The sequence below is a fragment of the Collinsella aerofaciens genome, assembly GCF_020709435.1.
Lineage (GTDB): Bacteria > Actinomycetota > Coriobacteriia > Coriobacteriales > Coriobacteriaceae > Collinsella > Collinsella aerofaciens_AU.
In genome coordinates, this window is sequence record NZ_JAJFDP010000016.1 from 1 (window position 1) to 15,726 (window position 15,726).

11 protein-coding genes are annotated in these 15,726 nt (G+C 55.2%); 10 read left to right on the forward strand and 1 reads right to left on the reverse strand.

Annotation, left to right across the window (positions count from 1 at the left end):
- Positions 1–261: 261 nt before the first annotated feature.
- The gene (locus tag LK493_RS10390; RefSeq protein ID WP_227790712.1) at positions 262–708 is read left to right on the forward strand and encodes a 3'-5' exonuclease; all 447 of its coding nucleotides are present in this window, start codon (positions 262–264) and stop codon (positions 706–708) included.
- A gap of 85 nt (positions 709–793) precedes the next feature.
- On the opposite strand, the gene LK493_RS08405 is transcribed toward LK493_RS10390, so the two are convergent.
- Positions 794–2,380 (reverse strand): DUF4435 domain-containing protein, encoded by a 1,587-nt coding sequence (locus LK493_RS08405; protein ID WP_227790713.1) that lies wholly within the window; start codon positions 2,378–2,380, stop codon positions 794–796.
- A 547-nt stretch (positions 2,381–2,927) separates the two neighbouring features.
- Here LK493_RS08405 and LK493_RS08410 point away from each other — a divergent pair.
- The 9 genes from LK493_RS08410 to LK493_RS08450 all read left to right on the forward strand — a co-directional run bounded on the left by LK493_RS08410 (position 2,928) and on the right by LK493_RS08450 (position 15,723).
- The gene (locus LK493_RS08410) at positions 2,928–4,016 is read left to right on the forward strand and encodes an AAA family ATPase (protein ID WP_227790714.1); all 1,089 of its coding nucleotides are present in this window, start codon (positions 2,928–2,930) and stop codon (positions 4,014–4,016) included.
- A complete protein-coding gene (locus LK493_RS08415) occupies positions 4,009–4,764 on the forward strand; it encodes a hypothetical protein (RefSeq protein ID WP_227790715.1) in 756 nt (251 codons plus the stop codon). The genes LK493_RS08410 and LK493_RS08415 overlap by 8 nt, the downstream gene beginning before the upstream one ends.
- 460 nt (positions 4,765–5,224) lie before the next feature.
- Complete coding sequence (locus LK493_RS08420) at positions 5,225–7,390, forward strand: DUF4118 domain-containing protein (RefSeq protein ID WP_227790716.1); 2,166 nt, start codon at positions 5,225–5,227, stop codon at positions 7,388–7,390.
- On the forward strand, positions 7,387–8,289 hold the full coding sequence (locus tag LK493_RS08425) for a tetratricopeptide repeat protein (protein ID WP_227790717.1): 903 nt from the start codon (positions 7,387–7,389) through the stop codon (positions 8,287–8,289). Before LK493_RS08420 ends, LK493_RS08425 begins: the two co-directional genes overlap by 4 nt.
- Positions 8,286–10,214 carry a DUF2194 domain-containing protein gene (locus LK493_RS08430; protein ID WP_227790718.1) on the forward strand — a complete coding sequence of 643 codons (1,929 nt, stop codon included), beginning with the start codon at positions 8,286–8,288 and terminating at the stop codon, positions 10,212–10,214. The genes LK493_RS08425 and LK493_RS08430 overlap by 4 nt, the downstream gene beginning before the upstream one ends.
- Positions 10,211–11,638: a GT4 family glycosyltransferase PelF gene (gene pelF, locus LK493_RS08435; RefSeq protein WP_227790719.1), complete on the forward strand. Its 1,428-nt coding sequence runs from the start codon at positions 10,211–10,213 to the stop codon at positions 11,636–11,638. Before LK493_RS08430 ends, pelF begins: the two co-directional genes overlap by 4 nt.
- A 3-nt stretch (positions 11,639–11,641) precedes the next feature.
- Entirely contained in the window at positions 11,642–13,186 is a 1,545-nt protein-coding gene (pelG, locus tag LK493_RS08440; protein ID WP_227790720.1) for an exopolysaccharide Pel transporter PelG, read from the forward strand.
- Positions 13,176–14,945 carry a CotH kinase family protein gene (locus LK493_RS08445; RefSeq protein ID WP_227790721.1) on the forward strand — a complete coding sequence of 590 codons (1,770 nt, stop codon included), beginning with the start codon at positions 13,176–13,178 and terminating at the stop codon, positions 14,943–14,945. The genes pelG and LK493_RS08445 overlap by 11 nt, the downstream gene beginning before the upstream one ends.
- A complete protein-coding gene (locus tag LK493_RS08450; RefSeq protein WP_227790722.1) occupies positions 14,932–15,723 on the forward strand; it encodes a polyphosphate polymerase domain-containing protein in 792 nt (263 codons plus the stop codon). The genes LK493_RS08445 and LK493_RS08450 overlap by 14 nt, the downstream gene beginning before the upstream one ends.
- Positions 15,724–15,726: the final 3 nt, after the last annotated feature.

The window sequence follows — 15,726 nt, forward strand, 5'->3', positions numbered from 1 at the left end:
AGTGGCGGCGGGGAGGCACGGTGGCCATTATTCGGTGACCGGGATTGGTCAAAATAGTTTGACTATTAGCGGCTAAAATCGCCCGGCGCTAACATCGATGCAGCGTCTGGAGAAAAGGGCGTCAGCCTGTCTGCTGCGGACAAAATAATTGACTCCGTCTCTAATGAACTGCTGACTGGCTCCAGGAGATTCGAGTATGGGCGGTCCTATGCCATGCTTCTTGGGGCGCTGCGGAAACACCTTAAAACTGACTGCGTCGCGATGGATCCATCTGAGCGCTTCGACTATATCGTTAGCATCTTTTCCGAGGGCTCCCTGCGGCGTTTCTCCGATTACCTTGATGCAGACATCTCGATCATGACCATTCACTCCGCTAAGGGGCTCGAGTGGGACACTGTTTTCATTCCGGGCGTTACGCGTTTCGATTGGCCTGGAGGGATTTGCTCTCGTTGCGAAAATGCTGGTATATGCTTACGTTCTGCGCGAGGTTGCCAGATTGCTGATGCGAAGAAAATGCCAGATGGGCTTATTGAGGAAATAGGCCTGCTGTACGTCGGCGTCACTCGCGCCCGCAAAGCGGTATATGTCTCCGCTTCTATGCAGCGCAGGACAAATTACGGGAACTATCAGGTTGCCCGCCCCTCTTGTTTGACGTCTCTTCAGGGCATTGAGCCTGTGAGTTGGACGGTCATGGACGGGGAGGGGTGATTTGCGGCAGTACGGAGCGTGCCTACTGTTGGCGCGAGGTCCGGTCAGTGGCCTGGCCGGACCTCGCTGGGTGTGAAGAGGCCGTTCAGTGCGAAATATAGTGCCTTAGGGCTTCGGAAAGTTCGTCTCTCAGGTCGCCTTCCAACAAGGAAATTGCACGATCGACATAGATTTTGTTATCAATTCCGAAGTAATGCCCAACGCTTGTTGCAAGAGACTTATCGTTAAATAGCCCGAGAATCTCATTGTAATCATGGTCTTCAATGGCCTGTTGATATCTGTCGTTAACGTTCTTTTCTATGCTCGCAATATTAATTAAGGATACTATGCCATCGGCAGTCAACTGCTCATTATCCGAAATAGTTATTCCGGAAAGCACTTCCTTTACGCCTGCTACAAGCGCTTCCGATGTCTGCTTCTTTGCTTGTTTGCTGAACCTTTCACTTACATATGTCTTAATGCTGGAAAAGGTCTTATCTGCATCAGCACCGAAACGCTGAGATAGAATCTGCACCGCTTCTTTGGTGAGAAAGAGATTTTCAACTTCTGCGACCTTGAGGTGGAAGATCCCCTTTTCCTTAAGTGTGCCGAGCTGTTCCTCGGTTTTAAAGTCTCTGTCTATGATGCCCTGGGCCTTTATGGCATGAAGGCTTGAGGTACGATTATATGCCTTCACATTATTGATGACCTGCTCGCATCCGCCGGAAGGGACTACATAACAATCGGGAAAGAGTGCGGAATAGATCCGCTTGTCGTAACTTCCTTCGGTCCCTTCAACGAATAGGACCTCTTTCCTGTTGCCAAGGAGCTCTATTAAGAGCTCCTTTGGAAGGTCGCTATCGGGAAGCATTTCTAATTCCCATTTGGTGCCATCGAAATTCTTAACCCAGATGATATCTGAGCTTCGGTGTGTTGAGGCGAAATTAACATCGTGGGTTATGTAGATAAAGAGGCAGTCTGGGCGCGACTGCTCTAGGGAAGTCCAGAGTCGCGCCATAAGCGATGGATGCAAATGAACTTCAGGCTCATCCATGATGATTATTTTGTCGTTTGGGACACAAAGAACTTGTGCGGCAAGATATAGCACTGAACGCTCGCCGTCACTCATTTGCGTTGCGCTGTAGCGATCCGTATTACTTTGGGAGTACGCGTAGAAGGCCGCGTCTTCCTGTTCAATCTTTCTTTGAGGAAAAACTTCATCCCAAATTACTTTAAGCTTATCTAGGGTTGTTTTCGGTAGAGGGGGTCTTTCTGCAGAAATAGACTCTGCATGCCTGCATTCATCAATAAATCGCTGGTTTTCAAGATTTACTTGTGCGATGAGGGCTGCTAAAACATCGTCAAAATCGTCAAGGAGCTTTGTCGTATAGCTTTCGCCAAATCCCCATCGAACTTTTTTGTTTTCTTTATATTGAGAGCCGCCGTAAAAAACGTTATCTTCTGCTTCTGCAAAGCTTTTTAAAGGGACTCTCTCAGAAAAATTGATATCGCGTTGTGCTGAGATTCTATGGACCTTTTCGAAATCTTGTTGCTCTATCCAAGCTCCGAGTTTTGATTTGCCTGACCCATTTGCTCCGATGATAACGACGGAGTTGACTTGGGCAATACGGCAGAACTTTATGTTGTCGGCATTGGGTAGCCAGTATTCATATTTCGATTCGTCTTCTGACAATTGTCTCACCTAGTTAATTACGATTATTTATTGATTTAATCATAGTATTGATAAGTCCCAGTGGCTTGCTTGGATCCGGCTTTGCATTGCCATGCTTTTCGATTTTGCGACCATGGTTGTTCTCGTCGGGCTTAAGGTGCCACTCGACCGGTTGCCATTCGATGTTTGATACTCCCGTTGGTATGCAAATTTGGGCGTTTTGATAGCGAGGTTGCGCGTGATGCCTCGGAGTGACTCATAGGTTGGGTGTGGAGTTGGGGCCATTGAAGATGGGGCCGTTCAGATAAATACTATTACCAGAATCGGTCTCCCTATTTAGCAGCCGCTCAAAGCGGTCGTGCCGCACAGTGCCGATCTGGCGCCCGTCCATCAAGTCATCGATATACGTCTCTTTGGGTGCAAACTTCAGTAGGTTGATGACGCCATCGTTCACGTTCCTGCTGCTGAGCGCTGGAAAACCTGACTTCGACTATGATGCCCTCTCTGGGTCGCCTCCATGTTATACTTGCCGTAAAAACTTTACGGCAAGTATAACATGGAGGTCTCGATGCTAACGCGTTTTGAGGTCGAGGGATTCCGAAACTTCTCCCATAGATTTACCTTCAATTTGACCGATGTCAGGGACTACAGATTCAACACGACGGCCATTGAGGGAGGTGTCGTTTCCTGCGGTCTTATCTACGGTAAAAACGCTGTCGGTAAAACAAATTTCTCCAATGCTCTTCTCGATATTTCAGCAAATGTGGGGCGTCGGACCTTCTATTCCAATAAAACTAATTACCTCAGCGCTGTTGATGGAGTCGCGTCAGCCCGCTTTGCTTATACGTTCCGCTTTGGAAATGACGAGGTCGTCTATCGTTACGAAAAGACTGGGATAACAGACTATCTTCGTGAGACAGTGGCTGTTAACGGCAAGATTGCATTTGATTACGACCACCGTGCAGGTAAAGTTCTCGATGGCGATTTGGCTTCTATTGGTGCCGATCGATTAAACTGGGAGTTCAAATCTCCCGGCATTTCTGTTTTGGCGTATGTGTGCAATAACATTCCTTTTGAGAGGGCAATGCCTCTTTTTAAGCTTTATACGTTTGCGCGGTCAATGGATGCCATTGGCGACGCACATATGAACGACCGTAACCTTGTCTCTACCATCGCCGAAAACGTTATTTCGAATGACTTGGTTTCTGAACTTCAGGCTTTTTTGAATGACTTTGGAATTCGAGAACGCCTTGCTGCGCGTGAAACGCCATCGGGTGATATCGCTTTGTACTTTGAAAAAAGTCGACTTATTCCGTTTGCGGAAAACTGTTCAAGCGGCACTGTTGCGCTGCTGCGACTGTTTAATTATTTCCATGCTACAAGTGTGCCGTCCTTGCTTTTTGTCGATGAGTTTGATGCGTTCTACCATCACGATCTCGCCGAGAAGGTCGTTGACTATTTTAAGTCCCAGACTGGACGCCAGGTGCTTTGCGCATCTCATAATACGGACTTGTTCAGCAATAAAATCCTTAGGCCAGACTGTCTATTCATTCTTTCGGATCACAATATAATTTCCGCAGCCAATGCAACAGATAGGGAACTAAGGGAGGGGCATAACCTCGAAAAGCTCTATAAGGCTGGCGAATTCGATGTCTAGGAAGCAAGTCCTGCTTATTGTTGAGGGTGAAAAACAAGAGATTAAACTCTTCCATGCTCTCTTTGAGTGCTATGGCCTCGACATTGGCTATGAGATCGTTTCCTATAACACAAATATCTACGAGCTTTACGAAAGGATGTTTTCGGACGGCTTTCAGGACGACTTATCGCTTCTCGGCGTCCTTAAGGAACGCGCGTCCGAAGAGGATAAGTGGTTATTTGACCAGGATTATTCTGATGTTTTGCTGGTCTTTGACTATGAGCTCCAAGATAATAGGTTCTCACCTGCACGGTTGGAGGAAATGCAACGTTACTTTAACGAGAGCACAGACAATGGCAAGCTCTACGTTAACTATCCCATGGTTGAGGCATGTAAGCATTTTCTGAAAATGCCCGACGTAGAATATTTGAACAGAACTGTTTCGCGAGAAGACGTTTTGAAATACAAGTCAATCGTTGGCAATGCTTCTAGGTATCAGAGTTTTGAGCGGCATTTTATTAGACCTGACGTTGATGAAATGATTGTGCTTACCGCCATCAAGGCGCTTCGGTTGTGCGGCCATAACGGCGAGGCCGGTTATGAGTCTGAGTATAGAGATCTTGACCATGAGACGATCGTGAAGGCGCAAAACGATACTTTGCGTTTGGCTGATGAGGTATGGGTTCTTGGTACCTGCCTGCTATTTATTTTGGATTACTCAACGGGTCTTATTGATTTCGCAGGAATCGAGTCGAAGTTACTTGGCTAGGTTTCTGGATGCTGCTAGTTTTGACTAATGTTGTCAATGCGGGACTTTCATTTCGGAAGTGAGGGGAAAACCGGAAACCTCCGAGCATAACCGGTTTTTTACCAACAAAACCGCAGGTCGCGAATGCCCAAAACCGGGGTCTGGTCTGCCGATCTCGGTTTTTCGCCGTACTTCCGGAAACGCCCGACGGAAGTATGCGGCAAATTCTGGAACCCTCGAGCACAGTGGCTTTTTCATGAAAAGAAACCGCAGGTAGAAGCGTTGTCACTTTCCAGTGTGGTCGGCATGTCTAGAATTTGCCGCATGCTTCAGGATTGGGCGCTTATTTAGCACCCTCGATGCCCCACATCCTCTAAAAAAGTTCTTAAAACAGCCTTAAAGATTTTGGGCATAAGCGCTGACAGCGTACAATACGCGTGTTTGACTATGGCAAAAGTAGAGTTTTGGGGAGGGGTGCGCCGTGGAAGTGCTGGTTGTTGGCAACACCGCGTATGTTGACGATGACTTTTGCGCCAAGGCGTTCCCCGGGGACCACGTTAAGGTCGTGGCCGCGCAGGACGCGCGCCGCGATGAGTCGTCGCCCCATGCCTCGTGGAAAGAGCTCCTCCAGCACCTGGACCAGGCCTACGAGTTTGACCGCGTGGTCTACCTTTCTACCTACCTCACCCCGCATACCGAGACCTTTGGCGACATCGAGCTGTTGCGCTCGGTGTTTCGTGCCTGTATGGGCCGCAATGTGCAGTTTCTGTTTATTGCGGGGCCCGTGGGTGCAGAGGGCGCCGCTGGCGGTTGTTACGATGACGCCACGGCCGCCAGCGGCGCCCAGACGGGCAAGGGCATTATCGCCCGCGCTGCCAACGACCTGTGCCGTCACTATGCCACGCGCGAGGGCATCCAAGCCAAAGTCCTGCGCGTGCCGTTCCTGTATACCGCATCGCCGGCATTAACCGACCCATTTTTGGTGCCGCTGTTCGAGGCGTGCTCGGGCGGGTCAGTCGCGCTTCAGGGTGCGGCGGATGCGCCGTTTCCCCTGCTGTGTGCCGAGGAGCTCGCGGTGTTGGTGCATCGCATCTTTGACAGCTGGGATGCCAACTTTGAGATGCTCGACGTTGCAGACGCTTTTGGCCATACGGCGGGCGACCTGGGCGAAGCGCTTCAGGTGCTCTTTCCAGAACTTACGGTTGCCTATGGCGAGTCGGCTGGCTACGACCTGCCCGCGGACGATACCGTTCGCCTGCGCTACGGCTGGTTCCAGCGCTACGATCTGCTGCGCGACCTTTCGACCATCCAAGCTCGCTGGGCCAACGCGCGCACCAAAAAGACCAATCCGCTGCGCGCGGCCATCGACCGTATTCAAATGCGCACGCTGCCTGTCAAATGTCTGGAGACGGGCGTTGCCTGGGTCTTATTCGAGGCGCTGGAGCGCTTGTTCTCCCAATCGGCTCAGCTCAACGTGCTCGACTATCGCCTGCTTTACGTGGTGCTGATCGGCATACTGTATGGCCTGGACTTTGGCTTGGTCGCGGCACTTCTGGCTTCGATTGGCTTGGCGGCGAGCTACTTTACCCAGTACGGCTACACTTTCCAGGGCTTGTTTTACGAGCCCTCCAACTGGCTGCCGTTTATCGCCTACTTTGTGGTGGGCGCCGTGTGCGGCTATGTGCAGCTGCGCAACAGCGAGGCCATTAAGGTAGAGCGCGACGAGAACGAGCTCGTGCGTAATCGCAATACGTTTCTCACACAGCTCTACCACGATGCCATCGAGGACAAGCGCGCTTACAAGCGCCAGATTGTGGGACGCCACGATAGCTTTGGCAAGATCTTCGCCGTGACGCAGGAGCTCGACGTGCTCAACCCGCGCGACATCTACCGCAAGTGCTGCGAGCTGCTGGGTGAGATTTTGGATAACGACACGGTAACGATCTATCACGTTTCGGGTGAGTCGTTTACTCGTTTGGTCGCCGCGAGTCCGGCAATTTCTGGCGATGCGCTGCGTTCGTTGGCGCTCGACGATCTTAGGGCCATGATGGACAGCGAGGACCGCTCGGGCTTGTGGGTGAACCGTAAGCTGGTGCCGGGGCTTCCCATGTTTGCTTACGTGATGGAGCGCGACGGGGCGCCCGCGGTCTTTATCTTTGTGCGCCGCGCGGCCGAGGGCCAGATGACGCTCTATTACCAAAACCTCTTCCGTATTCTGTGCGGCTTGGTAGAAAGCGCGCTGGGTCGTGCATTTGATTACGAGGCCGTGGCACAGGACAAGCGGTGCATTGCGGGCACACGCGTGCTCAATCAAGATGCCTTTGCCCAAGAGCTGCTGGCAGCTCAGACGCTTGCGGACAACAAGATGGGCAGCTATTTGCTCCTGCGCGTGGTGCCGGGGTTGGAGCCTGTTGGCGAGCTGGTCGGGGCAATTGGGTCGACGATTCGCGAGAGCGATGCCGCAGGTCTGGTCAATGGCGACATGCTCTACCTGCTCATGCGCCAGGCGAACGATGGCGATCTGCCCGTGATTCAGGCGCGCCTGGCCGCCAAGCAGATTACCGTCGAGCACGTCGATGGCGAGGCCGCAGTGGCGCTGCTGCAACAGATTGCGTCCGCTCGCGAAGACGAGGGGGAGAGTGCTTGATTTCGCTCGTAATCGCGGCGGTGTTGCTACTGATCCACATGCTGGTGTGTCTGGTGCTGTCGACGCTCGCAAAACTAGGCATGCTGCCGGTGCGTGGTCACATGTTGCCTGCGATGGTGCTGGTTCCGCTGTGGGGTCCGTTGCTCCTGGTGCTCTGCGCGCGTGGCGAGGCGTTTGGCGACGCGCTTGAGGACGGCACGTTGGAATCGCTACTCTTGAACGACGAAATTCGCCGCGGCATGCAGGTGCAGGTACGCGAGGGCGATGCCGGCGTGGTGCCGCTCGAGGAAGCGCTGATTGTCAATGACCCTAGCGATCGCCGCCGTCTGATGCTCTCCATGCTCACCGACGACCCAGATGCCTATCTGGCGCAGCTGCAAGCAGCCAAGCTCAACGACGACGTTGAGGTGGCGCATTATGCCGCGACGGCTGTGGCGCAGATCTCTAAGGAGTCCGACCTTAAACTGCAGCAGCTGGAGCGTGCCTTTAAGACCGATCCCAGCGCTCAAAACCTTGATGCGTACTGTGACTATCTGGGCGAGTGCCTTGCATCCGGACTGGCCGAGGGCCGCGTGGCGCAGATTCAGCGCCAACAGTACGCCCGTTTGCTTGCGCGCCGTTGCGAACGCGAGGATGGGGCTGCACTGCGCATCCGTTATGCAACGGCGCTGGCCGATGCCGGCAAGCCGGACGAGGCCGAGGCCGTGATTACGCAGCTTGTGGCCGAGGTGCCGGACGATCAGGAGGCTTGGATGCTCTGCCTGCGCTTGGCTGTAATGCGCCGCGATGGCGAGGGCGTGCGGCAGGTGATTGACGCGATCGACAACCAACATGTGTATTTGAGTGCTGAGAACCGCGATAAGCTGGCGTTTTGGCGCGACGGAGGGGAGGCCCGATGAGTCTGGTACATCGTGTGCGCGACCATGCGGGTCGCTTTCGCTGGATGGGGCTGCTCGTGGTATGGGCGGTCTTTATCGCTATGGCAGCCGTGCTGTTAATCGAGCGCGCCGGCGTGCAATATAGCTCCGGGCAGCATAAGTTGGGCATGCTTGCCGCCAACGATGCAGTGCCGGCCTCTTCGGCGATCTTTGGCCAAAAGCCCACGTGCTTGGTTATTTCCGACTCGGACCAGGACGGCGTTGACGACGTCAAGGACCAGTTCGATCAGATTTTGCTCGACATGAAGATTGCCCACCGCGATGTGGATATTGCCACCGATGGCGCGGATGCGATCCCTTCGCTCACGGCGTTTGACCGCGTGATTGTGCTCATGCCCTCACTCGACGGGCTCGGTACGCATCTGACCGACCTGATGAGCTGGGTGAATGCCGGCGGCTCGCTCATGCTGGGCATGACGCCGGAGAACTCCGGCTATCTGCAAGCCGTTGCGCCCAAGTTTGGCATCGATACCGTGGGATATGAGTACACGACTGCCGAGAGCATCGTCCCGAGCAAGGACTTTATGATCGGCGGTGGCCAACGCTACGAGTTTTCGGACCCCTTTAAATCGTCCCTGCTGGTTTCGCTGCGCGAGACGGCGCGCGTGTGGGCCAAGACCGGCGATGCGGGCTCGCCGCGCGAGACGGCGCGCGTGTGGGCCAAGACCGGCGATGCGGGCTCGCCGCTCATTTGGTCGAATGATTGCGGCAGCGGACGCACCGTGGTGTGCAACATTGGCATCTATGACAAGGTCATGCGCGGTTTTTACGCCTCGGCGATCAGCCTGCTGGGCGATGCCACGGCATATCCCGTCATCAACAGCGCCGTCTTCTATCTGGATGACTTTCCTAGCCCCGTGCCCTCGGGCGACGGCACCTACATCAAGCGCGACTACGGGCTTTCCATCGCCGACTTTTATGCCAAGGTCTGGTGGCCCGATCTGCAAAAACTCGCGCAAAAATACGGCATTCGCTATACCGGCGCGATGATCGAGAACTACGAGGACGTGGTCAATCAGACTGAGCCCGCGCGCCAGCCCGATACCACGCAGTTTCGTTATTTTGGCGGCATGCTGTTGCAGATGGGCGGTGAGCTGGGCTTTCACGGCTACAACCATCAGCCTCTTGCGCTCTGGGACACCGACTATGGCACGCTGTACGACTACAAGACATGGAAGAACAAGGAGACGCTCGTCGCATCGCTCAACGAGCTTATCGCCTTCCAGGACGAGGTGCTGCCCAACGCGCACGGTTCGGTTTACGTGCCGCCGTCGAATATCCTTTCGGCTCGTGCGCGCAAGCTTATCGGTACCGATGTTCCGCGCATTAAGACCATTGCCAGTACATACTTTGACGACGGTACCGACTTGCCCTATGTGCAGGAGTTTGGTGTGGCGAGCGATGGTATCGTGGAGCAGCCACGTATTGTTTCGGGCGGCATGGTCGACGATTCCTATATGCGCCTGGCTGCCGTGTCCGAGCTCAACATGCACTACGTGAGCACGCACTTTATGCATCCGGACGACCTTTTGGACCCCGATCGCGGTGCGAAGGAGGGCTGGGAAGTCTACAAGGGCGGCCTGACCGACTACCTGGACTGGCTTACCAAGTCTGCACCCGACCTGCGTCGCCAGACCGGCTCGGAATGCTCGGGTGCCATCCAGCGCTTTTCGTCCGTGACGGTGAGCGTGGATACCAGCGCGGATGCCTGGACGCTTAGTCTGGGCAACTTTCACGACGAGGCGTGGCTCATGTTTCGCGCCAACAGCGGCGAGCCAGGTGCAGTCACGGGTGGCGAGATTGCGCATCTGACGGGCGACCTGTATCTGGTCAAGGCCACAGACAAGACGGTGGCGATCGCGCGTAAGGAGGGTGGCGACAAATGAGAATCTGCTTGGTACTCGAGGGTTGCTACCCCTATGTGCACGGCGGCGTATCCACCTGGATGCATGGCTATATCCAGGCTATGCCTGAACATGAGTTTGTGCTGTGGGTGATCGGCGCGCATGCTGCCGATCGCGGCAAGTTTGTCTACGAGCTGCCCAACAACGTGGTCGAGGTGCACGAGGTGTTCCTGGACGATGCCCTGCGCCTTTCGGGCGAGCAGCACGAAGCCAGCTTTAATGACCGCGAGCGTGAGGCGCTGCGCCGTCTGGTGTCGCTCTCTAATCCGGATTGGGACGTGCTGTTCGATATCTTCCAGCGCCGCCGCTTGCATCCGCTCTCGTTTTTGCAGAGCCGCACCTTTATGGACATCTTTCGCGACGTATGCCTGGCCGAGTATCCCTACACGCCCTTTGCCGACGCGTTCCACACCATGCGCTCTATGCTGCTTCCCGTTCTGTATCTGCTGAGCAGTGAGGTTCCGGTGGCTGATGTGTACCACGCGATTTCGACCGGCTATGGCGGCCTGCTGGCAAGTCTTGGTTCCAGCATGAATGACGCGCCGGCGCTGTTGACCGAGCACGGCATCTACACCCGCGAGCGCGAGGAAGAGATTATTCGCGCCGACTGGGTGGTGCCGTCGTTTAAGGACCGTTGGATTCGCTTTTTCTATCTGCTGTCCGAGGAAATTTACCGCCGCGCCTTCCGCGTGACGAGTCTGTTCCACAACGCTCGCAAGACGCAAATTGACATGGGCTGCGATGCCGATAAATGCCTGGTCATCCCCAACGGCATTCAGTTCGCCCGCTTTAAGGACATTCCCTTAAAGCCCGATGACGGCTGGGTGGACATTGGCGCGGTGGTGCGTTTGGCGCCCATCAAGGACGTCAAGACCATGATTTACGCCTTCTTTGAGCTGCATGAGCGCCTGCCGCACGTGCGCCTGCACATCATGGGCGGCGTGGATGACGAGGAATATGCGGCCGAGTGTCATGCGCTTGTCGACACCTTGGGCGTGCGCGACCTGATCTTTACCGGCCGCGTGGACGTGGTTGAGTACATGGAAAAGCTCGACTTTACGATTTTGACGAGCATCTCCGAGGGCCAGCCGCTGAGCGTGCTGGAGTCGCTCGCCGCGCGTCGCCCCTGTGTGACGACCGAGGTCGGTTGCTGTCGCGAGCTGCTGGAGGGCGCACCGGGCGACGACTTTGGCATTGCCGGGTTTGTATGTCCGCCCATGTATCGCAAGGGTTTGGCGGACGCCATGGAGCGCATGTGTACAAGCCGCGCCCGCCGTATCGAGATGGGGGAGCGCGGCCAGCGCCGCGTGGCCACGTATTACCTGCACGAGCAGATGCTCGCCAACTACTGTGCGCTCTACGACGAGACAGCGCGCGCGTTCGGTCTACCCAAGAAGGAGGTGTAGCCCATGGCTGGAATCGGTTTTGAGCTCAAACGCCTGTTTAAGCGCAAAGGCCTGTTTGCCACGATGCGCGCCTATGGCTATGCCGGCATCGTGTGCACGGGACCTATGCTCCTGGGCGTGTTGCTGCAGGTGGGCATTCTGGTGCTGTGCGGCATGTGGGGTGTGGACCGTGCCAGCCAGGACCTGCTGGTTTGCATGGTGACCTATACGCTGCTGGCGTCGCTTGTGCTGTCGAGTTTTTTCTCCATGCCGGTCACACGCTTTTTGGCCGATATGCTCTTCGCCGAGCGCGAGGATGAGATCCTGCCCTCGTTTTGGGGCTCCAATGTCATCATGCTCGTCGCGGGCACCGTGCTCTACGGCGTCTTTTTGCTGTTCTCGGGCGCCACGCTGCTGCAGGGGCTGCTGTGCCTGTGGCTGTTCAACATCATGATCGTTAACTGGAACGGCATGAGCTACCTCACGGCCATTAAGGACTACCGCGGCATTCTGTATAGTTTTGCCTGCGCGATTGCCGTGGCATGCGTATGCGCGCTTGTTGCGCTGACGTTGGGCCTGCCGCCGGTGGAGAGTTTGCTGGCTTCGATCGCCGTGGGCTATGGGGTAATGCTCATCTGGCACGTGGTGCTGCTCTACCGGTATTTTCCGCAGAGCGACTGCGGCCCCTGGCTCTTTTTGCGCTGGCTGGACCAGTATATGCCGTTGGCGTTGACGGGTTTGTTTACCAACCTGGGCCTCTTTGCGCACTTGGTTATCATTTGGGCCGGGCCCATCGGCGTGCAGGTTAAAGGCCTGTTTTACGGTGCGCCCTACCACGATGTGCCGGCGCTCATCGCGTTTTTGACCATCCTGGTCACGACCGTCAACTTTGTGGTGTCGGTCGAGGTCAACTTCTATTCGCGGTACCGCAACTACTACAGCCTGTTTAACGACGGTGGCGTGGTGGGCGACATTATGGTTGCCGAGGAGGATATGCTCGCCACGCTTAACCGGGAACTGCGGTTTTGTGCGCTCAAGCAGCTGTTTGTGACGGCGGCGGTCATCTCGCTCGAGACCACGGTGCTCTCGGCCTTGCCGCTGGGCTTTAACAACCTGATGCACGGGTATTTTCGAACGCTGTGCGTGGGCTACGGCCTGTATGCCTTGGGTAATACGATCCTGCTGATCTTGCTGTACTTTACCGACTATAGGGGTGCCGTGCTGGCGTCCGGGCTGTTTGCGGGCGTTGCCGGGCTGGCGACGGGTATCTCGCTGGCATTTCCCGCGCAGTTTTATGGGTTTGGGTTTTTGCTGGGCGCAGCGGTGTTTTTTATCGTGGCGCTGCTGCGACTCGATACCTATACTGCCAACTTGCCGTATCGTATCCTGAGTCAGCAGCCCATCGTGGCGACAGACAAAGAAGGCTGGTTTACCGAGTTGGGCCGCATGCTCGAGCATGCAGGGCAGCGCTACGAAGAGCAGCGTCTTGAGGGCGAGCCGCACAGCGCTTTTGAGCGCGCAGTAGTTCGCGTATACCGTAACCATTGGGGAGGTTCTGATGACCGATAAGATGATGTCTCGCCGCCGCCTGATCGAGGCGGCTGCCGGTGCGTTGCTGCTTTCGGGCTGCTCGTCTCAGGACGAATCCTCGACTAAAAAGGTCAAAAAGCAGGGCAAGATAAAAAAGGCCGATGCATCCGACCAGTCTAAGCACTTGCGCGACAAAGATGACCTGTATGAGGTCTACGACGACTCAGGCATCGTGACTATGTACCTGACCGTCTCGCGCGGTAACAGCTCCGAGAACACCGATCACTCCTGGGCTGAGATCAACACGTATTCGGTGTATGACTATCAGGCAATGGATGTCGAGCGCTACCAGGTTTTGGGCTTATTGCAGCCGGGTGACGACAAGGGTCCCGTTGCGGGCGAGGTCGGCTACGGCGAGGAGGCGCCCAATGCCACCGTGCAGGTGCGCGGTCAATCCTCGAGTAAAGGCGTTCAGAAGAACTATAAAGTCGAGCTTAAGCGTGGCAAGGGCACGTGGCGTCAACAACGTTCCATCGCGCTCAATAAGCATATGAGTGAGGGTCTGCGCTTTCGTAACAAGATGGCCTACGACTTGATCCGCGGGATTCCCCAGATGATGGGCCTGCGCACGCAGTTTGTGCATCTGTGGGTGTGCGACCAAACCGAAAAGTCGAATGATACGTTTGCCGACTACGGCCTGTTTACGCAGGTCGAGCAGCTCAACAAGACGGCTCTTAAGGCCCATGGGCTCGATAAAGACGGGCATCTGTACAAGGTGAACAACTTTGAGTTTGAGCGCTATAAGGACATTATTAAGCTGGCTGACGACCCGTCGTTTAATCAGGCGGATTTTGACTATCTGCTGGAAACAAAGGGTGATTCCGATCATTCGAAGCTAATTGAGATGCTCGATGCGCTCAATGATGATTCGCAAAAAATCGACGACGTGCTCGCAACGTATTTTGATTCTGAGAATCTGGTCTATTGGATGGCGTTTCAGATATTGACGGGCAACTGCGATACGCAGAATCGTAACTTCTATTTGTATAGCCCGCTTAATTCCAAGGGTTGGTACTTCTTGGATTGGGATAACGACGGTATGCTGCGCAAGCGTGAGCTTGAGATCCAAGACCATACGGATTATTCGAGCTGGGAACGCGGCGTCAGCAATTACTGGGTCAACGTATTGTTTCGGCGTGCCTTAAAGAGCAAGTTGTTCCGTCGCGAGCTCGACGACGCCGTCAAGGACGTGCGCTCCTTCCTGACCGAGGCGCGCCTGAGCAAGATGATCAAGCATTACCGCGAGGTGACCGAGTCCCTGGTATTTGCGTCACCCGATATCGACCACCTGCCCGTGACCAAGGACGAATACGAACAGATTGCCGCGGCGATTCCATCCGAGATCGAGGAAAACTACAAGAGCTATCGCGAGAGCTATAAGAAGCCCATGCCGTTCTACATCGGCGTGCCGCAGATCGAGAACGGCAAACTGCGCATTAACTGGGATGCGTCTTACGACTTTGAGACGCGCGATATTCGCTATACCGTGGAACTGGCGCGCGACTATGCCATTACCGATGTGGTCTTTAAGGCCGAGGACGTGTTGCTGCCCGAGGTGACCTGCGATGCGCCCGATACCGGCCAGTACTTTGCGCGCGTACGTGCTACCAACTCCGACGGTTATACGCAGGATGCGTTCGATTATTATGTGACCGACGACGGCAAGCAGTACGGCATGAAGTGCTTCTACGTGCAAGACGGCGGCAAGGTCGTGGAGGACACGTATGCGGAGGGCTAGCGCGCTGCTTGAACGCTTGGCGGCCCCGCCCGAGCGCAGCACACAGGAGCGATACCGCCACGAACTCAAATATCTCATCAACGAGGGTGAGCACGCTGCGCTTGCCTGCCGCATGTCGCCGGTGTTTATGCTGGACAAGCATGCGCGCTCGGGCGGTTACACCATTCGCAGCCTGTACTTCGATGATTATTGCAACTCGGCGTACGAGGAAAAAGATGCCGGCATTCTCATGCGAAAAAAGTATCGCGTGCGCATCTATAACGGCAGCGACAAGGTGATTAAGCTCGAGCGCAAAAAGAAGTACGGCAGCTGGATCTACAAGGAGGACGCGCCGCTCACGCGCGACGAGTTTGAGCGCATCCTGGCCGGCGAGTACGACTTTTTGTTGAGAAGTCCCCACCAGCTGTGCCGCGAGTTCTACATCGAGAGCATCTGCAACATGATGCGCCCGCGGACCATCGTGGACTACGAGCGCGAGCCGTGGGTGATGGACGAGGGCACCGTGCGCATCACGTTTGACATGAACGTGCGTGCCGCGGTGGGTAGCTTCGACATCTTTGATGCGACGCTGCCCGCGCTGCCCGTGCTAGAACCCGGCAAGCTGGTGATGGAGGTCAAGTTTACGGAGTTTTGCCCGCAGCTCGTGCGCGATATGGTGCCGCCGGGCGCGGCCGAACTCACGGCGGTCTCCAAGTACTGCCTGTGTTACGAAAAGACCGCCTACCTGCGCGGATTTAATTACTGGGAATCGGATTTTGAGAACCGAGGGGATATTTAGACC

What these genes read in the sequence shown, in the direction of transcription:
- LK493_RS10390 (WP_227790712.1), top strand. Translation starts at nt 262, where the DNA reads ATGGATCCATCTGAGCGCTTCGACTATATCGTTAGCATCTTTTCCGAG.
- LK493_RS08410 (WP_227790714.1), top strand. Translation starts at nt 2,928, where the DNA reads ATGCTAACGCGTTTTGAGGTCGAGGGATTCCGAAACTTCTCCCATAGA.
- LK493_RS08415 (WP_227790715.1), top strand. Translation starts at nt 4,009, where the DNA reads ATGTCTAGGAAGCAAGTCCTGCTTATTGTTGAGGGTGAAAAACAAGAG.
- LK493_RS08430 (WP_227790718.1), top strand. Translation starts at nt 8,286, where the DNA reads ATGAGTCTGGTACATCGTGTGCGCGACCATGCGGGTCGCTTTCGCTGG.
- pelF (WP_227790719.1), top strand. Translation starts at nt 10,211, where the DNA reads ATGAGAATCTGCTTGGTACTCGAGGGTTGCTACCCCTATGTGCACGGC.
- pelG (WP_227790720.1), top strand. Translation starts at nt 11,642, where the DNA reads ATGGCTGGAATCGGTTTTGAGCTCAAACGCCTGTTTAAGCGCAAAGGC.
- LK493_RS08445 (WP_227790721.1), top strand. Translation starts at nt 13,176, where the DNA reads ATGACCGATAAGATGATGTCTCGCCGCCGCCTGATCGAGGCGGCTGCC.
- LK493_RS08450 (WP_227790722.1), top strand. Translation starts at nt 14,932, where the DNA reads ATGCGGAGGGCTAGCGCGCTGCTTGAACGCTTGGCGGCCCCGCCCGAG.